19 protein-coding genes are annotated in these 17,052 nt (G+C 67.5%); 12 read left to right on the plus strand and 7 right to left on the minus strand.

All coding sequences use genetic code 11. The annotated features are described in order from the left end of the window. Positions 1-16 precede the first annotated feature (16 nt). The 4 genes from HTY53_RS15245 (at position 17) to HTY53_RS15260 (ending at position 4,716) form a co-directional block, all read left to right on the plus strand. Positions 17-814, plus strand: a complete 798-nt coding sequence (locus HTY53_RS15245; protein WP_174107448.1) for a MetQ/NlpA family ABC transporter substrate-binding protein — start codon at positions 17-19, stop codon at positions 812-814. Positions 815-1,051: 237 nt separating this feature from the next. Next, positions 1,052-1,801, plus strand: coding sequence for an electron transfer flavoprotein subunit beta/FixA family protein (locus HTY53_RS15250; RefSeq protein ID WP_174107449.1), 750 nt, complete (start codon positions 1,052-1,054; stop codon positions 1,799-1,801). A 20-nt stretch (positions 1,802-1,821) separates the two neighbouring features. Beyond that, the gene (locus tag HTY53_RS15255; protein ID WP_174107450.1) at positions 1,822-2,757 is read left to right on the plus strand and encodes an electron transfer flavoprotein subunit alpha/FixB family protein; all 936 of its coding nucleotides are present in this window, start codon (positions 1,822-1,824) and stop codon (positions 2,755-2,757) included. A 174-nt stretch (positions 2,758-2,931) separates the two neighbouring features. Continuing rightward, positions 2,932-4,716 (plus strand): acyl-CoA dehydrogenase, encoded by a 1,785-nt coding sequence (locus HTY53_RS15260; RefSeq protein WP_174107451.1) that lies wholly within the window; start codon positions 2,932-2,934, stop codon positions 4,714-4,716. 72 nt (positions 4,717-4,788) lie between these two features. On the opposite strand, the gene HTY53_RS15265 is transcribed toward HTY53_RS15260, so the two are convergent. After that, entirely contained in the window at positions 4,789-6,081 is a 1,293-nt protein-coding gene (locus tag HTY53_RS15265) for a D-amino acid dehydrogenase (protein ID WP_174107452.1), read from the minus strand. A 109-nt stretch (positions 6,082-6,190) separates the two neighbouring features. Between HTY53_RS15265 and HTY53_RS15270 the strand changes: the two genes are divergently transcribed. The 3 genes from HTY53_RS15270 (at position 6,191) to phaZ (ending at position 9,275) form a co-directional block, all read left to right on the plus strand. Continuing rightward, the gene (locus HTY53_RS15270; RefSeq protein ID WP_149317904.1) at positions 6,191-6,694 is read left to right on the plus strand and encodes an Lrp/AsnC ligand binding domain-containing protein; all 504 of its coding nucleotides are present in this window, start codon (positions 6,191-6,193) and stop codon (positions 6,692-6,694) included. Between the two features lies 1 nt (position 6,695). Next, positions 6,696-7,958 (plus strand): PA0069 family radical SAM protein, encoded by a 1,263-nt coding sequence (locus tag HTY53_RS15275; RefSeq protein WP_174107453.1) that lies wholly within the window; start codon positions 6,696-6,698, stop codon positions 7,956-7,958. A gap of 90 nt (positions 7,959-8,048) precedes the next feature. Then, positions 8,049-9,275 (plus strand): polyhydroxyalkanoate depolymerase, encoded by a 1,227-nt coding sequence (gene phaZ / locus HTY53_RS15280; protein ID WP_174107454.1) that lies wholly within the window; start codon positions 8,049-8,051, stop codon positions 9,273-9,275. 1 nt (position 9,276) lies between these two features. Here the strand turns inward: phaZ and HTY53_RS15285 are convergent, their stop codons facing one another. From HTY53_RS15285 to HTY53_RS15300, 5 genes are all read right to left on the minus strand, one after another. Further along, the gene (locus HTY53_RS15285) at positions 9,277-9,498 is read right to left on the minus strand and encodes a hypothetical protein (RefSeq protein WP_174107455.1); all 222 of its coding nucleotides are present in this window, start codon (positions 9,496-9,498) and stop codon (positions 9,277-9,279) included. Positions 9,499-9,657: 159 nt separating this feature from the next. Next, positions 9,658-10,110 (minus strand): TM2 domain-containing protein, encoded by a 453-nt coding sequence (locus HTY53_RS15290; RefSeq protein WP_174107498.1) that lies wholly within the window; start codon positions 10,108-10,110, stop codon positions 9,658-9,660. A gap of 320 nt (positions 10,111-10,430) precedes the next feature. Then, complete coding sequence (locus tag HTY53_RS24625; protein ID WP_217435632.1) at positions 10,431-10,574, minus strand: hypothetical protein; 144 nt, start codon at positions 10,572-10,574, stop codon at positions 10,431-10,433. Between the two features lie 313 nt (positions 10,575-10,887). Further along, positions 10,888-11,292, minus strand: coding sequence for a hypothetical protein (locus HTY53_RS15295; protein ID WP_174107456.1), 405 nt, complete (start codon positions 11,290-11,292; stop codon positions 10,888-10,890). A gap of 198 nt (positions 11,293-11,490) precedes the next feature. Continuing rightward, the gene (locus HTY53_RS15300) at positions 11,491-12,606 is read right to left on the minus strand and encodes a PQQ-dependent sugar dehydrogenase (RefSeq protein WP_174107457.1); all 1,116 of its coding nucleotides are present in this window, start codon (positions 12,604-12,606) and stop codon (positions 11,491-11,493) included. A 164-nt stretch (positions 12,607-12,770) separates the two neighbouring features. Here HTY53_RS15300 and rpsP point away from each other — a divergent pair, with 164 nt between their 5' ends. The 5 genes from rpsP (at position 12,771) to HTY53_RS15325 (ending at position 15,975) form a co-directional block, all read left to right on the plus strand. After that, positions 12,771-13,022 (plus strand): 30S ribosomal protein S16, encoded by a 252-nt coding sequence (gene rpsP / locus HTY53_RS15305; RefSeq protein WP_174107458.1) that lies wholly within the window; start codon positions 12,771-12,773, stop codon positions 13,020-13,022. Further along, positions 13,015-13,749: a ribosome maturation factor RimM gene (gene rimM, locus HTY53_RS15310; RefSeq protein ID WP_217435634.1), complete on the plus strand. Its 735-nt coding sequence runs from the start codon at positions 13,015-13,017 to the stop codon at positions 13,747-13,749. The genes rpsP and rimM overlap by 8 nt, the downstream gene beginning before the upstream one ends. Positions 13,750-13,833: 84 nt before the next feature. Continuing rightward, positions 13,834-14,622 (plus strand): tRNA (guanosine(37)-N1)-methyltransferase TrmD, encoded by a 789-nt coding sequence (trmD, locus tag HTY53_RS15315; protein ID WP_174107460.1) that lies wholly within the window; start codon positions 13,834-13,836, stop codon positions 14,620-14,622. A 75-nt stretch (positions 14,623-14,697) separates the two neighbouring features. Next, positions 14,698-15,090, plus strand: coding sequence for a 50S ribosomal protein L19 (gene rplS, locus HTY53_RS15320; RefSeq protein ID WP_006577006.1), 393 nt, complete (start codon positions 14,698-14,700; stop codon positions 15,088-15,090). A 204-nt stretch (positions 15,091-15,294) separates the two neighbouring features. After that, complete coding sequence (locus HTY53_RS15325; RefSeq protein ID WP_174107461.1) at positions 15,295-15,975, plus strand: CoA pyrophosphatase; 681 nt, start codon at positions 15,295-15,297, stop codon at positions 15,973-15,975. Positions 15,976-16,014: 39 nt separating this feature from the next. On the opposite strand, the gene HTY53_RS15330 is transcribed toward HTY53_RS15325, so the two are convergent. Further along, on the minus strand, positions 16,015-16,893 hold the full coding sequence (locus HTY53_RS15330) for a sulfurtransferase (RefSeq protein ID WP_174107462.1): 879 nt from the start codon (positions 16,891-16,893) through the stop codon (positions 16,015-16,017). Between the last annotated feature and the right edge of the window lie 159 nt (positions 16,894-17,052).

A 17,052-nucleotide genomic window follows, 5' to 3' on the forward strand; every position in this document is an offset into this window, starting at 1 on the left:
GCAAAGGAAGTCAGACATGCAACGTCGTAGCCTGCTGCAATGGATCATCGGCGCCGCGCTCGGTGCCAGCCTCGCCACCGCCGCGGTGGCGCAGGACAAGCCGATCAAGATCGGCGTCACCGGTGGTCCGCACGCCCAGATCATGGAACAGGTCAAGAAGGTCGCCGCCAAGGATGGCCTCAATATCCAGGTGGTCGAATTCAGCGACTACATTCAGCCCAACGCCGCGCTGGCCGCCGGCGACCTCGACGCCAACAGCTATCAGCATCTGCCGTATCTCGAGGCGCAGATGAAGGACCGCGGCTACAAGTTCGCCAATGTCGGCTACACCGTCACGTTCCCGATGGGCGTCTACTCGAAGAAGATCAAATCGCTGGACCAGCTCAAGCAGGGCGCCCGCGTCGGCGTGCCGAACGACCCGACCAATGGCGGTCGCGGCCTGCTGCTGCTGCAGAGCAAGGGCGTGATCAAGCTGCGTGCGGATGCCGGCCTGAAGGCCACGCCGCTGGACATCGTCGCGAATCCGAAGAAACTGCGCATCGTCGAACTGGACGCCGCGCAGCTGCCGCGCTCGCTGGACGATCTGGACGCCGCCGCCATCAACGGCAACTACGCGGAATCGGCCGGCCTGTCGCCGACCAAGGACGCCATCGCGATGGAAGGCCCGAAGGGTCCGTACGCCAACCTGATCGCCGTGCGCGAGGCCGACAAGAACAAGCCGTGGGTCGCCAAGCTGATCAAGGCCTACCACTCGCCGGAGATCAAGCAGTACGTCACCAAGACGTTCAAGGAATCGGTGATCACGGCCTGGTAAGCCGCCGGAAAACGACGTCGCGGCCGGGTATCGAACAAAACCTCGAAACCCGCCGTCACCTCTGTGCCGCGATGGGGTTTCTGCGGCACAATACGGTGCACCAAATCGGTTGCCGGGCTATGCCCGGCAATTCTTTGCCGATAAAATAGTACGGTCGTTCGAAAATTCCGGGGGCCGCCGACCCGATGGTTATAATGGCGAGCGAACCAAATTTCTGACAATCAGTGGAGTGAGCGCATGAAAGTACTCGTCGCAGTCAAGCGCGTGGTTGACTACAACGTCAAGGTCCGTGTGAAGTCCGATGGCTCGGGCGTCGACCTGGCCAACGTGAAGATGAGCATGAACCCGTTCGACGAGATCGCCGTGGAAGAGGCGGTCCGCCTGAAGGAAGCGGGCGTGGCAACCGAGGTGGTGGCGGTCTCCTGCGGCGTGGCGCAATGCCAGGAAACGCTGCGCACCGCGATGGCGATCGGCGCTGACCGCGGCATCCTGGTCGAAAGCAACGAAGAGCTGCAGCCGCTGGCCGTGGCCAAGCTGCTGAAGGCGCTGATCGACAAGGAGCAGCCGCAACTGGTGATCCTGGGCAAGCAGGCGATCGACGACGACTCCAACCAGACCGGCCAGATGGTGGCCGCGCTGGCCGGCCTGCCGCAAGCCACCTTCGCCTCGAAGGTCGTGATCGCGGATGGCAAGGCGTCGGTGACGCGTGAGGTCGACGGCGGCCTGGAAACCCTGTCGGTCAAGCTGCCGGCGGTGGTGACCACCGACCTGCGCCTGAACGAGCCGCGCTACGTCACGCTGCCGAACATCATGAAGGCCAAGAAGAAGCCGCTGGAAACCGTGAAGCCGGAAGACCTCGGCGTCGACGTGGCGCCGCGTCTGCAGACGCTGAAGGTCGTCGAGCCGCCCAAGCGCAGCGCAGGTGTGATGGTGCCGGACGTTGCGACGCTGGTGCAGAAGCTCAAGAACGAAGCCAAGGTCATCTAAGCGCTCCAGGAGATACGAACATGACTGCACTCGTCATTGCTGAACACGACAATCAATCGATCAAGGGCGCGACCCTGAATACCGTGGCCGCCGCGGCCCAGTGCGGCGGCGACGTCCACGTGCTGGTGGCCGGCTCCAACGCTCAGGCCGCCGCCGAGGCCGCCGCGAAAATCGCCGGCGTCACCAAGGTGCTGCTGGCCGATGCGCCGTACTTCGGCGAAGGCCTGGCCGAGAACGTCGCCGAGCAGGTGCTGGCGATCGCCAGCGACTACAGCCACATCCTGGCCCCGGCCACCGCGTACGGCAAGAACATCCTGCCGCGCGTCGCCGCCAAGCTCGACGTGGCGCAGCTGTCGGACATCACCAAGGTCGACGGCCCGGACACCTTCGAGCGTCCGATCTATGCCGGCAATGCGATCGCCACGGTCAAGTCCTCGGACAAGATCAAGGTGATCACCGTGCGCGGCACCGCGTTCGATCCGGCCGCCGCGGAAGGCGGCTCGGCCTCGGTCCACACCGTGCCCGCCGCGGCCGATGCCGGCATCTCGCAATTCGTGTCGCGCGAAGTCACCAAGAGCGACCGTCCCGAACTGACCGCCGCCAAGATCATCGTGTCCGGCGGCCGTGGCGTGGGCTCGGGCGAGAACTACACCAAGGTGCTGACGCCGCTGGCGGACAAGCTGGGCGCCGCGCTGGGCGCCTCGCGCGCCGCCGTCGACGCCGGCTTCGTGCCCAACGACTACCAGGTCGGCCAGACCGGCAAGATCGTCGCGCCGCAGCTGTATATCGCCGTCGGTATCTCGGGCGCGATCCAGCATCTGGCCGGCATGAAGGACTCCAAGGTGATCGTCGCGATCAACAAGGACGCCGAGGCACCGATCTTCTCCGTGGCCGACTACGGCCTGGTGGGCGATCTGAACACCGTGGTGCCGGAGCTGGTGGCGGCCCTGGGCTGATCGCACGCCGGCCCCGGCACCGCCCGGTGCCAGGGCCGGCCGAAGCAGGCCATCACAACAAGAAAGAAAAGCCAAGACAAGCCGTTCCGGGCACGCCCGCGAGCGGCTTTTTTATACGCTGCATCGAACGGTCGCCATCACACGTAGCGACCCATTGCGATAACGGAGACTGCGATGACCTACCGCGCCCCGCTCAAGGACATGCTGTTCGTGATCAACGAACTGGCCGGCCTTGAAGCCGTCAGCCAATTGCCGGGCTTCGAGGAAGCCACGCCCGATACCGCGCAAGCGGTGCTCGAGGAAGCGGCCAGATTCACCGAACAGGTGATCGCGCCGCTGAACCGCATTGGCGATACCGAGCCGAGCAGCTGGAAGGACGGCACGGTGACCACCACGCCGGGTTTCAAAGAGGCCTTCCGCCAGTTCGGCGAAGGGGGCTGGCAGGGCGTGCTGCATCCGCAGGAATTCGGCGGCCAGGGTTTGCCCAAGCTGATCGCCACTGCCTGCAACGAGATGCTGAACTCGGCCAACCTGTCGTTCGCGCTGTGCCCGCTGCTGACCGACGGCGCCATCGAGGCGCTGCTGACCGCCGGCAGCGACGCGCAACGGCAGGCCTTTCTGCCGAAGCTGATCTCGGGCCAGTGGACCGGCACGATGAACCTGACCGAGCCGCAGGCCGGATCGGATCTGGCCGCGGTACGCACGCGCGCCGAACCGCAGGGCGACGGTACCTACAAGCTGTTCGGCACCAAGATCTTCATCACCTACGGCGAGCACGACATGGCGGAGAACATCGTGCATCTGGTGCTGGCCAGAACGCCGAATGCGCCGGAAGGGGTCAAGGGCATCTCGCTGTTTATCGTGCCGAAGTTCCTGGTCAACGCCGACGGCTCGCTGGGCGCGCGCAACGACGTGCATTGCGTGTCGATCGAACACAAGCTGGGCATCAAGGCCAGCCCCACCGCGGTGCTGCAGTTCGGCGACCACGGCGGTGCCATCGGCACGCTGGTCGGCGAGGAGAACCGCGGCCTCGAGTACATGTTCATCATGATGAATGCGGCCCGCTTTTCGGTCGGCATGCAGGGCATCGCGGTGTCCGAGCGCGCCTATCAGCAGGCCGTCGCCTATGCGCGCGAGCGCGTGCAGAGCCGGCCGGTCGATGGCTCGGCGCGGCAGGCGGTCACCATCATCCATCACCCGGATGTGCGCCGCATGTTGATGACGATGCGGGCGCTGACGGAAGGAGCGCGTGCGCTGGCCTATGTCGGCGCCGCGGCGTGCGACACCGCCCACCAGCATCCGGACGAAGCGGTACGGGGCCAGAACCAGGCCTTCTATGAGTTCCTGGTCCCGGTCATCAAGGGCTGGAGCACCGAGCTGTCGATCGACGTGACCAGCCTTGGCGTGCAGGTCCACGGCGGCATGGGCTTCATCGAGGAGACCGGCGCCGCGCAGCACTATCGCGATGCGCGCATCCTGCCGATCTACGAGGGCACCACGGCGATCCAGGCCAACGATCTGGTCGGCCGCAAGACGGTGCGCGATGGCGGTGCGGTAGCGCGCGGCATCTGCGCCCGGATTGCGCAGACCGAGGCCGCGCTGGCCGCGCATGGCGGCGCACCGTTTGCCGCGATGCAGGCGCAACTGGCCAAGGGCCGCGCCGCGCTGGAGCAGGCGATCGACTTCATCGTGGCCAATGGCAAGAGCGATCCCAATGCGGCCTTTGCCGGCAGCGTGCCTTATCTGAAGCTGTGCGGCATCGTGTTGTCGGGCTGGCAGCTGGCCCGCGCGATGCTGGCCGCCGGCGCGAAGCGTGCCGAGGATCCGGCCTTTTACGACGCCAAGATCGCCACCGGGCAGTTCTTCGCCGAGCATGTGCTGTCGCAGGCGGGCGGCATTCGCGATGCGATCGTGGCGGGCGCGCCGGCGGCGATGGCGCTGAGCGAGGCACAGTTCTGACTGCCGCACGCGCAATAAAAAAAGACGGCCGGTTGGCCGTCTTTTTTATTGGCGCGACGCTCCGCGCGCGCCTTACGCCGTGGCGGGGCGCGGCGCCGGATGCCGCTGCGTCTGGCGCAGATAGCGCGCCACCGACAGATCGTCGGCACGGATCGCCGGCGAAGCCCCGGACACCAGATCCGCGAGCAGCTTGCCGGAGCCGCACGCCATGGTCCAGCCCAGCGTGCCGTGGCCGGTATTGAGCCACAGGCCCTTGACCGGGGTCGGGCCGACAATCGGGGTGCCGTCCGGCGTCATCGGGCGCAGGCCGGTCCAGAACGAGGCACGGGCCACGTCGCCGGCGCCGGGGAACAGGTCCGTCACCACGTGTTCCAGCGTGCGCCGCTTGGCCGGATCGAGCGAGCGGTCGTAGCCGACGATCTGCGCCATGCCGCCGACGCGGATGCGATCGTCGAAGCGGGTGATCGCCACCTTGTAGGTCTCGTCCAGCACCGTCGACACCGGGCTGCGCGCCGCGTCGGTCATCGGCACGGTGATCGAGAACCCCTTCAGCGGATAGACCGGAATCCTGACGAACTCCTTGACGAACGGGGTCGACCAGCTGCCCAGCGCCACCACCACCGCATCGGCGAAGATCGGCTCGCCGCCGACGATCGCGCCCGTCACGGCGCTGCCCTGCGTCATCAGGCTGTCGATGGAGCGGTTGTACAGGAACTGCACGCCCAGACCGTCGGCCATCGCCGCCAGCCGTTGGGTAAACAGCTGGCAGTCGCCGGTTTCGTCGTTGGGCAGGCGCAGCCCGCCGGTCAGCTTGTGGCTGACCGCGGCCAGCGCCGGTTCGCTCGCGGCGAGATCCTCGCGCGACAGCAATTGATAGGGCACGCCGGCTTCCTCCAGCACGGCGATGTCCTTGGCCGCGCCGTCGAGCTGCTCGTCGGTGCGGAAGACCTGCAGCGTGCCCTGCTGCCGGCCCTCGTAGGCGATGCCGGTTTCGGCACGCAGCGCGCGGATGCAGTCGCGGCTGTATTCGGCCAGCCGCACCATCCGCTCCTTGTTGACGGCGTAGCGGTCGGCGCTGCAGTTCATCAGCATCTGCCACATCCACTGCAGCTGGTACAGCGTGCCGTCGGGCCGGATCGACAGCGGCGCATGCTGCTGGAACATCCATTTGATGGCCTTCAGCGGCACGCCGGGCGCCGCCCACGGCGACGCATAGCCGGGCGAGATCTGGCCGGCATTGGCAAAGCTGGTGCCGAGCGCCGGCGCCGCTTCGCGGTCGATCACGGTGACCTCGTGACCGGCCCTGGCCAGATACCAGGCGCTGGTGACGCCGATCACGCCACTGCCAAGAACGAGAACACGCATTGCGATGGGACCCCAACCAGGATGTCGTTTGTGTGAAGGTATATCCGCTATGGTATTGGAATCAATCCAGTCATAATTACCGAAAATTTCCCGGAAAAAGGAAAAAATCATGAGAACGACCCGCCAGCCGGTACGCGGCCTGGACCGCCTCGATCGCCGCATCCTGGCGCTGCTGCAGGCCGATGGCCGCATCTCGATGAAGGATCTCGCCGAGGCGGTCGGGCTGACCATCACGCCGTGTATCGAGCGGGTCAAGCGAATGGAGCGCGACGGTGTCATCATGGGCTACTACGCCCGCCTGAATCCCGCCCTGCTGGGCAGCGCGCTGCTCGTTTTCGTCGAGATCACGCTGAACAACAAGGCCGGCAACATGTTCGAGCAGTTCCGGCGCGAGGTGCTGCGCATCCCCGAGGTGATGGAATGCCATCTGGTGTCCGGCGATTTCGACTACCTGATCAAGGCGCGCATCCGCGAAATCGGCGAATATCGCCGCCTGCTCGGCGACATCCTGCTGCAACTCCCCGGGGCGGCGCAGTCCAAGAGTTATGTCGTGATGGAAGAGATCAAGGAGACGCTGGCCATCCCGGTCGACGAGAAGAGCCAGCCTGCATGAGATGAAGGACACCGAGCGCAAGGGACGCCACATCGGCCCGCGCGAATCCGACCGGTCGCCCGCGGAGGACTTCCCGGACGATTCCACGCCACTGCAGCCGCCGCCGCGCCCGCTGAAGGGGCGGGGCGCGGTCAGCAATTTGCAGGGCCGCTTCGAGCGCGATGCCCGCGAGCCGTTCTACGACGGCTGGGGCGAGCTCGAAGCCCTGGCGCCGGCCGAGGCCCCGCGGCGCGAGCGGAACGACGACACGGCCGCGCAAGCGGCGCCGCCCAGGCTGATCACCCGCGTTACCCAGGAGCAGGCGCGCTCGATCCTGAGCCGGAATTCGTCGCCCGACATCCCGTTCGGCGTTTCGCTCAATCCCTATCGCGGCTGCGAGCACGGCTGCATCTATTGCTTCGCGCGGCCGACGCACGCCTATCTGGACCTGTCGCCGGGCCTGGATTTCGAGACGCAGCTGTTCGCCAAGGCCAATGCCGCCGAGCGGCTGCGCGAGGCGCTGTCGCGGCCGTCCTATCAGTGCGAGATGATCGCGCTGGGCGTCAACACCGACGCCTATCAGCCGATCGAGCGGACTCAACGCATCACGCGCGGCGTGCTGGAGGTGCTGCACGAATGCCACCATCCGGTGGCGTTGATCACCAAGTCGTCGCTGATCGAGCGTGACATCGATCTGCTGGCGCCGATGGCCGCCCGGCGCCTGGCGGTGGCGGCGATCACGATCACCACGCTCGATGCCGAGATCGCGCGCACGCTCGAGCCGCGTGCCGCCACGCCAGCGCGGCGGCTGCGCACCATCCGCACGCTGTCCGAGGCGGGCATTCCGGTGGCGGTCAGCGTGGCGCCGGTGATTCCCTTCATCACCGAGCCGGATCTGGAGCGCGTACTCGAGGCCGCGCGCGAGGCCGGCGCGGTCTATGCGAACTACATCGTGCTGCGGCTGCCGTGGGAGGTCGCGCCGCTGTTCCAGCAATGGCTGCAGGCGCATTTCCCCGATCGGGCCGAGCGCGTGATGAATCGCGTGCGCGAGATGCGCGGCGGCAAGGACTACGATTCCGATTTCTCCACGCGGATGCGCGGCACCGGCGTCTGGGCGGACCTGATGCGCCAGCGCTTCCACAAGGCGGCCGATCGCCTGGGCTTCCGCTATCACCGCTTCGATCTGGACACCTCGCAGTTCGTGCCGCCCGCCCCGCCGGCCGGGGTGCGCCGCGCGCGCGGTGGCCGCAAGCCGGAAGACGATGCGCAAGGTTCGCTGTTCTGAATCGGCGGGTTTGTACAAGTCCGGCGTGCTGTCCATAATGGCTGTTCGATCCGCCGCGCACGCCCGTCTCGGCGTCGCCTTGGGGAAGCCATGATCCATCTGATGCAGCAGGGCGGCCGCGCAGCCTTCTATCCGGTCGTGATGTGGGGCGAGCTGACGCAGCAGGCGCTTGCCGCCGGACCGTACCCGCTGGCCGCGGCCTCGCATCGTCGCCGTTTCGAGCACTACTACCGCTGGTTCCAGACCTGGCTGGCGCCATTTGGCACGGCCCGTTTCGAATTCGATGACATCGATGTCGACGGCGTGCGCACGCCGGTGAGCGAACGCACCGTGTCGGCGACGCCGTTCTGCACCTTGCGCGCATTCCACTGCGCTCCGCGATCCCGCCGCAAGCCGCGGCCGCGCGTGCTGCTGTGCGCGCCGCTGGCGGGACATCGCGCGGTGCTGATGCGCGACACCGTGGCGGCGCTGCTGCCGCATGCGGACGTGTACGTCACCGACTGGGCCGATGCGCGCGACGTGCCGCGCGAAGCCGGCGCCTTTGGCCTCGACGACTATGTGCTGCTGGTGGAGCGCTTCATCCGGCTGCTCGATCCAGCCGGGCTGCATGTGCTGGCGGTCTGTCAGGCGACGGTGCCGGCGCTGGCCGCGGTCTCGCGCGTTGCGCAAGCCGATGGCGCCGAACCGGCGACGCTGACGCTGATCGGCGGGCCCATCGATGCGCGGCTCGGGCCGACCACGCTCGATCGCGTCGCCGCCACGCTGTCGCTGCCGTGGCTCGAGGCCACCGCGATCGATGTGGTCCCGAGCGGTTACGCCGGCGCGGGGCGGCGCATCTATCCGGGCTTCCTGCAATATCCGGCGCTGGTCGCCGCCCAGCCGGACCGGCACGCGACGCTGATGTACGACTGGCTATGCCGGCGCCAGGCGGCCGATGCCGATACCGCGCGCGAAATCGAGCGCGCGGTCGCCCAATACGGCGCCGTGCTCGACATGACCGCGGAGTTCTTTTTCGACACGCTGCGCGTGGTGTTCCAGCAGATGCTGCTGCCCAAGGGCGCGTGGCGCGTGGGCGGCGAGATGGTGCGTCCCGACTGTCTGCGGCGAACCCGGTTGCTGACGATCGAGGGAGACCGCGACGATATTTCCGGACCCGGACAGACGCATGCGGCGCAGGGGCTGTGCAGCGGCCTGCCGACGCGATGCCGCGAGCGGCTGACGATCGAGCGCTGCGATCACTATGGATTGTTCAGCGGCGCGCGCTGGCGCGAGACCGTGCATCCCGCGGTGCGCAACTGGCTGGGCGCGGCGGCCTAGCTTATTGCCCCCCCGGTCGGACCGGGTTTGCCGTGTCAGGCGGCCGCACACCGCCTGCCCGCATGGGAGCAGGACCGGCGGACCGCGGCGCCATGTCCTCGTCCATCATTCTGCCGGCCAGGTCCAGCGCGGCCACGGCGTCGTCGTGCGACAGGCCCGACGCGCGCATCAGTCTGACGGTCAACGCGGCCACCCGGCCCACTTCATAGCTGGGAACGTTCATGTCAACTCCTGGTATTCGACTGGCCGGTCGCGAACGCTGCGCGAAGCGCTGCAGCGCGACTCACGATAACAACCGGTTCAGTATGGTTGACGAACGCCGCAATGGGGTTGACGTGGATCAGGAAGGCCGAGGGGGCGTGCCCGCGTCGGCCCGGCGTCCTTATTGCGACAGCTCGCGCGCCGCTTCCACCTGGGACTCGAAGAACGTCTGAAAGCTGATGGCAAGCCCGGCCATCAGCAGACCGGTGCCGATCAGCAGCGACAGGATCACCAGGATCACGACCGGCCAGCCGGAGCGCGTCGGTGTGCCGTCCGGATTGAAGCGCGCGTCCCAACGCTCGTCGGGCCGCAGCCCGTAGACGATCGCCGCCAGAAAGGCGCTGATCACCGAGGCGCCGCCGGCCACCGCGAAGGTCCAGTTCAACGCCGGCGCGCCGACATGCAGCACCATCGAAGCGATGCCCAGCGCGCCGGCCAGCGTCGCCAGCAGGTGCAGCCAGCCATAGCGATCGCGCGCGCCGCCGAGGTAGAAGCGGTGTGCACCGAGGCTGCCGAGCAGAAAGGCCAGCGCCACGGTCAGCAGCTTCGACTTGCGCATCGGTGCGCGGCCCATGCCGGCGGCAGCGGGGGAGGCGGGCGAGGCGGGGGACGGAACGGTGGACATGGGCGTGGACATTGACACGGAGACGGAGACGGAGACGGGAACGCCTGCGGAGGCCAATCTGCGCAGAGGCGCTGCGGTCAGCATCCATGGTACGACGGCGCCATCGGGCCGCCATACGATTGAAGCGGGCAGTGCAGCGCACATTGTACGCCGCACCGCCCGCTTCGATGACCCGGTTGAAGGCCGGTCGATCCGTCGACTGGATCGCCGGCCCGGGGCGCTGGTGCAAAACCTGCGATGTCCTGTCTTGCAGCAGCGTCCGATTGCCGTCAGCGCGGCGCGTTGGACACGACGCCCAGCAGGACGCCGAGATTGGTTTCGCCGTACAGCACGGCAGCAAGAATTCCCATGAATAACACGGTCAGAGTGAGCTGGCCCGCGTGTCGAGCCAGGTCGGTCAGCATGGATAGCATACGAACCTCGTCGGTTGGTTGGACGAAGGCCGCGCCCATCGCGACACGATACGGAGGAGAGGGCATGTCAGTGTGCGTTTGCCGCCTGCGATCGACGGCACGCTGCTGAACACCGGTCAGCGCCGGGCGGCAGCCAGGTGACGGCGCAGCTTCGGCCGCCACAAGCTGTTGGACCTCTGCGAGGGTGGCGAAGTTCCACCGTGCCCCGACCGGGCCATCGCCATCGGCGAAGGCCGTCGGGCGCGCGCGGCGGCACCGGCGAGCGCCTGCACGGCGGTCGCCCTCTCGGGATAAAGCGTGGGAAATATCGGGACTAACGAGTGGTCTCGCGGCCGGAGCCTTGCCAGCCGGGTCCGACATTGGCCGGCCGGTTGTCGCCGGGCACGCCGCCGACGTTCTGTACGCTGCGGTCGGAGGTCTGCGTCCGTTCCGGCGCGCCGCGGTCAGTAGGTGGATTGGGACGGCCGTTGAGCCGGCTGTCCGCGCGGGCTCGCGCTTCCATCCGCTCGATCTGCGCACGCACATGGTCGGGGCTCTCCGCGCGCATCACGATGCGCTCCATGCCGGCCGGCAGCAGGCGCGCGCCGAATCCGTCCCGCATATCGGCGCGTTGCCCCGCCCAGCCACCCTGAGCATGGCTCAGGGCTGCAAGGCCGAGCACCGACCCCACCACCAGGGTGGCTGCGGCGGCGTCGCGCAGGAGAGAGCGGAAAAGCATGCGGAATCCCAGAGCCTTCGCTTGCTGTCGTTATCGAGAAGATTGGGATCATGGTACGCAGCGCTGCCAGCAGGCGCCTATGCCAATCCCGTTACCGGTGTAACGGATTGTTTCGCCTGCGAATGCGGTCTGTTCTCATCTTCGCCGGCGCCCGCGCGGGCACCGGCCGGGACGAAGGTCGATGGCCGCGACCGGTCGCTATGGCGCATAGCGGATGCGGTAGATCGCGCCGGCCATATCGTCGCTGACCAGCAACGAACCGTCGGGCGCGACCTCGACATCGGCGGGTCTGCCCCAGGGCTGGCCGTCCTGCAGCCAGCCTTGCGCGAACACCTCCTGTTTGACCGCCTTGCCGCTGTCGTCGAGCACCACTCGCGTGATGCGATATCCGATGCGCTCGCTGCGGTTCCAGCTGCCGTGTTCGGCGATGAAGATGTTGTTGCGATATTCGGCGGGGAACTGCGTGCCGGTGTAGAAGCGCATGCCGAGCGCGGCCACGTGCGGGCCCAGCCGTGCCACCGGCGGCTCGAACGACGAGCACGGACGCTGCTTGCCGAACTCGGGATCGCTGAGGTTGCCGGCATGGCAGTACGGGAAGCCGAAATGCATGCCGGCGCGCGGTGCGCGGTTCAATTCGTCGGGCGGCTGGTCGTCGCCGAGCCAGTCGCGGCCGTTGTCGGTGAACCACAGTTCGCGCGTGGTCGGATGCCAGTCGAAGCCGACGGTATTGCGCACGCCCTTGGCCACGACCTGCAGGTCCGTGCCGTCCGGCTTCATCTTCATCACGTTGGCGTAGCGGCCCTCGTCGCGCGTGCACACATTGCACGGCGCGCCGATCGGCACGTACAGGTAGCCGTCGGGCCCGAAGGCGATGAAGCGTCCGCCGTGGTGCGTCTCGCTGGGAAGCTGGTTGTTGATGACGACCGGCTTGGGCGGATTGGACAGGCGCTGTTCGATGCCATCGAGCCGCAGAATGCGCGACACCGACGAGGTATAGAGCGCGCCGTCGCGCCAAGCCACGCCGATCGGCAGCGTCAGCCCGCTGGCGACGGTGTGGACCACCGGCTTGCCGCTCAACGGCGCCTGCACCGCGTAGACCTTGCCGGCGCCGCGGCTGCCGACGTACAGTGTGCCCCCCGGAGAAAAGGTCATGCCGCGCGCCTCCGGCACGGCGTCGGTCAGCCGCTCGATGCGAAAGCCCGGCGGCAGCTGGATCTGCTCCAGCGACTGCGCGTGCGCGCTCGGTGCGACGGCTTGGGACAGCAGGGCGGCAAGCCCCGCCAGGACGGTGGAAAAGTGACTGACGTAGCGCATGACCCCTCCTGCGATTGGTATTTTTGCCACGATGCCGAGGCGTGACGCGGCCGTCAATCGGCCCACGCCGCCGTCGGCCGTCCTAAGTGTTTGTTTGGCCTCAGTATTTGGGCTATACTCTTGCGTTTCGTGTTCGAACACCCCGTTTTTCGAGGAATTCACTCATGGTCGTAATCCGTCTGGCCCGTGGCGGCAGCAAGAAGCGCCCGTTCTTCAATATCGTTGCAGCCGATTCGCGCAACCGTCGCGACGGTCGTTTCATCGAGCGTATCGGCTTCTACAACCCGCTGGCTTCGCAAGGCGAAGAGGGTCTGCGCCTGGCGCAAGACCGCCTGACCTACTGGCAAGGCGTTGGCGCCCAACTGTCGCCGACCGTTGCCCGTCTGGTCAAGGGCGCCGCCAAGACCGCTGCCTGATTTTCGCCAGCAGTCGTCTGCCGTGACCACGTCCGCGCGCGGCGCGCAACGGCGGCCGTTGAACGTTCCGCCTGGCGCTGCCGGGTCGAGAACGGGGGCCGGAACAGGAACCGGCACGCCGCACGACGTGCGGATCCCGGCCGCGCTGGTGTACGCGCAAGCCCTGCCGGAAGACCTGATCGAGGTCGGCTATGTGGCTTCGGCCTACGGCGTGCGAGGCTGGATCAAGGTCCAGCCCCATGCGCAGGACGCCGGCGGCTTGCTGCACGCGCGGCGGTGGTGGCTGCTGCCGCCAGAGGCGCCCGCTTCGCGGCCGGTGCCCCAGTCCGCGGCCCGCGAGTCGAGGCCGCTGTGCCTGAAGATCGCCCAGTCGCGCGAGCATAGCGGCACGGTGGTGGCGCAGGCGTCCGGTGTGGCGGACCGCAATCTGGCGGAGGCGCTCAAGGGGCGCCGCGTCTGGATCCGGCGCGAGGATTTCCCCCCGCCGGAGGAAAACGAGTTTTACTGGGTCGATCTGATCGGCTGCACGGTGATCAACGAACAGGGCGAAGCCCTGGGCGAAGTCGCCGGACTGATCGACAACGGCGCGCACCAGATCCTGCAGGTCGCCTATGCGCTGCCGGACGGCAAGCCCGGCGAGCGTCTGATTCCCTTCGTCGACGCCTATCTGCGCCACGTCGATATCGACGCCAGGCGCATCGTGGTCGACTGGGGGCTGGACTACTAGCAGCGGCTGCGAAAGCAGCAGGGGCTGTCAGCCAGCAGCAAGGCAGGGCAGGCAACGGTGAGCAACGGAACAGGAGTGAGACGGATGCAGTTCGACGTGATCACGCTGTTCCCGGAGATGTTCCGCGCGCTGACCGACTGGGGCATTACCAGCCGGGCCGCCAAGCAGCAGCGCTATACGCTGCGCAGCTGGAATCCGCGGGACTTCACCACGGACAACTACCGCACCATCGACGACCGTCCCTACGGGGGCGGGCCCGGCATGGTGATGCTGGCCAAGCCGCTGGAGGACGCCATCGACGCCGCCGTCGCGGCGCAGGCCGGCGCCGGTGCCAGTGCCGGTGCCGCCCACGTGGTGCTGATGTCGCCGCAGGGTGCGCCGCTGACGCACGCCAAGGTGGTCGAGCTGGCGCAGCGGCCCGGTCTGGTGCTGATCTGCGGCCGCTACGAGGCGATCGACCAGCGGCTGATCGACCGCCGCGTCGACGAGGAAATCAGCCTCGGCGATTTCGTGCTGTCGGGCGGCGAACTGCCGGCGATGGCGCTGATCGACGCGGTGGTGCGTCTGCTGCCCGGCGTGCTGGGCGACGCGCAGTCGGCAGTGCAGGACAGCTTCGTCAACGGGCTGCTCGATTGTCCGCACTACACGCGGCCCGAGGAATACGAAGGCATGCGGGTCCCCGAGATACTGCTCGGCGGCCATCATGCCGAGATCGAAAAATGGCGGCGCCGTCAGGCGCTGGCCAACACGGCGCGCAAGCGGCCCGACCTGATCGAGTCCGCGCGCCGTCAAGGTTTGCTGACCAAGGCCGACGAGAACTTCTTGTCGGAGTGGGCGGCGAAGGAAGGGCGGGGGCCAGCCTCCGCCAGTTGAAACCCCATCCTCTGTCGGGGCCGCGCCATGAGGCGAGGCATGCAACGCCGGCACGATGGCACAGGAGAAGAAACGATGAACATCATCGAGCAGATCGAGAAGGAAGAGATCGCGCGTCTGACCGCGAACAAGACCATCCCCGCATTCGCGCCGGGCGACACCGTCGTCGTCAACGTGAACGTGGTCGAAGGCAACCGCAAGCGCGTGCAGGCCTACGAAGGCGTGGTGATCGCCAAGCGCAACCGTGGCCTGAATTCGTCCTTCATCGTGCGCAAGATCTCGTCGGGTGAGGGCGTGGAGCGTACGTTCCAGCTGTACTCGCCGCTGATCGCCGGCATCGAAGTCAAGCGCCGCGGCGATGTGCGCCGCGCCAAGCTGTACTATCTGCGCCAGCGTTCGGGCAAGTCCGCTCGCATCAAGGAAAAGCTCGTCACGAAGGCCTCCAAGGCCGCAGTCGCTGCCGAGTAAGACGCAGCGCCCGGTCGGCACGCCGGCCGGAGCGATCGACGGGGTTCGCGCCCCGTCTTCGAGGGCACCTTCGGGTGCCCTTTTTGCATGGTGGCCCTGATGGTGACGTTGATGGCGGCCGCATGGCGTCCCGCATGGTCCCGATGCCGCGGCCGGGCCGCGCCGCCGATGCGCCCCGGCGAGGTCTGTCATACTTGTGCCGCTATGCGCCCCGCCTTCGATCCCGAATCGCTGCCGATCGTCTCGGTCGACAGTCAGCACTCCCCGCTGTCCGAGCCGCGCCTGCGGCCCGACTTCATCCGCCATCGCTTCCTGACGCCGCCGGCCTGGCAGCCCGAGCTGACCGACGAGTCGCGCGCCTATGACCCCAAGCAGAGCCTGCGCGACGCCGCGGTGCTGATCCCGCTGGTGCAGCGCGCCGACGGCCTGACCGTGCTGCTGACGCAGCGCAACGCGAACCTGAGCGCCCACGCCGGCCAGATCAGCTTTCCGGGCGGCCGCTGGGAGCCAGAGGACATCAATCGGGTCGCCACCGCGCTGCGCGAAACGGAGGAAGAGATCGGGCTGGACCGGGATTACGTCGAGGTGCTGGGGGCGCTGCCGGACTACATCACCGGCACGGGCTTTCATGTCAGCCCGGTGGTGGGGCTGGTGCGCGACGGCTTCGCGCTGCGCCCCGATGCGCGCGAGGTGGCCGACGTGTTCGAGGTGCCGCTGGCCTTCCTGATGGACCCGTCGCACCATCAGCGGCGGCTCTTCCGCTGGGTCGACGGCGAGCGGATGTTCTATGCGATGCCGTATCCGCGCGAAGGCGGCGGCCATCGCTTCATCTGGGGCGCGACGGCCGGCATGCTGCGCAACCTGTACCACCTGCTGGCGGCCTAGCGCGGCCGCGCTTGCCGTCCTTAGCGGGTGCGGCGGCGATCAGGCCCGTGCCGCTTTCCCTTCATCGATCGACTCGCCCTTCGCGGCACGCTCCGAGTGGCAGTGCGGGCAGCTGACCCCGACCACATAGTGCGGGCTTTGCTGCTCCTCCGGCGTGACGACGGCGCGGCAGGCGAAGCACTGCCTGGGCCCGGCCGGCTGCAGATCGGGATTGAGTGCGGTGCGGTAGTCGAAGACGAAGCAGTCGCCGCGATAGTGGCTGCCGCCGACCTCCTCGAAGTACTTCAGGATGCCGCCCTCGAGCTGATAGACGCGCTCGATGCCGGCCTGCTGCATATGGATCGCGCCCTTCTCGCAGCGGATGCCGCCGGTGCAGAACGACACCACCGTCTTGCCGGCGAACTCGTCCTTGTGCTGGGCCACCACCGCCGGGAAATCGCTGAACTTCTGCAGCCCGTAGTCGACCGCCTGTTCGAAGGTGCCGACCGCGACCTCGAACGCATTGCGGGTGTCGAGCATCACCACCGGGCGGCCTTCGTCGTCATGGCCCTGGTCGAGCCAGCGCTTCAGGTCGGCGGGGCGTACCGACGGCGCACGGCCTTCCTCGGGACGGATCAGCGGCATCTTCATCGTGATGATCTCGCGCTTGACCCGCACCAGCATCCGTTTGAACGGCTGCGTCTCCGACAGGCTTTCCTTCGGCTCCAGATCGGCGAAGCGCGGATCGGCGCGCAGCCAGCCCACCACGTCATCGATGCCTTCCCGGCTGCCCGCCAGGAACAGGTTGATCCCTTCGGGGGCGAGCAGGATGGTGCCCTTGAGCCCGGCCGCCTCGCAGCGCTCGCGCAGGGCCGCGCGCAACGTCTCGATGTCGTTCAAGGTGACGAACTTGTAGGCGGAAATATTGACGATCTGCATGGACTGCGGAGGGATGGCGTGGCGGCGTGCCGGTCGTGCCGTGCGGTGCCAGGGCAAGTGCCGGGACCGGTCCGTGAACCGTGTCGCGCTGCCGCCATTAACTGCCTGATTGGAAACGCGAAATTATAGCGGTTCGGGCAGGCGGACGGCACCGCGCCC

The organism is Cupriavidus gilardii (assembly GCF_013314895.1).
Classification (GTDB): domain Bacteria; phylum Pseudomonadota; class Gammaproteobacteria; order Burkholderiales; family Burkholderiaceae; genus Cupriavidus; species Cupriavidus gilardii_C.

What these genes read in the sequence shown, in the direction of transcription:
- HTY53_RS15245 (WP_174107448.1), top strand. Translation starts at nt 17, where the DNA reads ATGCAACGTCGTAGCCTGCTGCAATGGATCATCGGCGCCGCGCTCGGT.
- HTY53_RS15250 (WP_174107449.1), top strand. Translation starts at nt 1,052, where the DNA reads ATGAAAGTACTCGTCGCAGTCAAGCGCGTGGTTGACTACAACGTCAAG.
- HTY53_RS15255 (WP_174107450.1), top strand. Translation starts at nt 1,822, where the DNA reads ATGACTGCACTCGTCATTGCTGAACACGACAATCAATCGATCAAGGGC.
- HTY53_RS15260 (WP_174107451.1), top strand. Translation starts at nt 2,932, where the DNA reads ATGACCTACCGCGCCCCGCTCAAGGACATGCTGTTCGTGATCAACGAA.
- HTY53_RS15265 (WP_174107452.1), bottom strand. Translation starts at nt 6,081, where the DNA reads ATGCGTGTTCTCGTTCTTGGCAGTGGCGTGATCGGCGTCACCAGCGCC.
- HTY53_RS15270 (WP_149317904.1), top strand. Translation starts at nt 6,191, where the DNA reads ATGAGAACGACCCGCCAGCCGGTACGCGGCCTGGACCGCCTCGATCGC.
- HTY53_RS15275 (WP_174107453.1), top strand. Translation starts at nt 6,696, where the DNA reads ATGAAGGACACCGAGCGCAAGGGACGCCACATCGGCCCGCGCGAATCC.
- phaZ (WP_174107454.1), top strand. Translation starts at nt 8,049, where the DNA reads ATGATCCATCTGATGCAGCAGGGCGGCCGCGCAGCCTTCTATCCGGTC.
- HTY53_RS15285 (WP_174107455.1), bottom strand. Translation starts at nt 9,498, where the DNA reads ATGAACGTTCCCAGCTATGAAGTGGGCCGGGTGGCCGCGTTGACCGTC.
- HTY53_RS15290 (WP_174107498.1), bottom strand. Translation starts at nt 10,110, where the DNA reads ATGGGCCGCGCACCGATGCGCAAGTCGAAGCTGCTGACCGTGGCGCTG.
- HTY53_RS24625 (WP_217435632.1), bottom strand. Translation starts at nt 10,574, where the DNA reads ATGCTATCCATGCTGACCGACCTGGCTCGACACGCGGGCCAGCTCACT.
- HTY53_RS15295 (WP_174107456.1), bottom strand. Translation starts at nt 11,292, where the DNA reads ATGCTTTTCCGCTCTCTCCTGCGCGACGCCGCCGCAGCCACCCTGGTG.
- HTY53_RS15300 (WP_174107457.1), bottom strand. Translation starts at nt 12,606, where the DNA reads ATGCGCTACGTCAGTCACTTTTCCACCGTCCTGGCGGGGCTTGCCGCC.
- rpsP (WP_174107458.1), top strand. Translation starts at nt 12,771, where the DNA reads ATGGTCGTAATCCGTCTGGCCCGTGGCGGCAGCAAGAAGCGCCCGTTC.
- trmD (WP_174107460.1), top strand. Translation starts at nt 13,834, where the DNA reads ATGCAGTTCGACGTGATCACGCTGTTCCCGGAGATGTTCCGCGCGCTG.
- rplS (WP_006577006.1), top strand. Translation starts at nt 14,698, where the DNA reads ATGAACATCATCGAGCAGATCGAGAAGGAAGAGATCGCGCGTCTGACC.
- HTY53_RS15325 (WP_174107461.1), top strand. Translation starts at nt 15,295, where the DNA reads ATGCGCCCCGCCTTCGATCCCGAATCGCTGCCGATCGTCTCGGTCGAC.
- HTY53_RS15330 (WP_174107462.1), bottom strand. Translation starts at nt 16,893, where the DNA reads ATGCAGATCGTCAATATTTCCGCCTACAAGTTCGTCACCTTGAACGAC.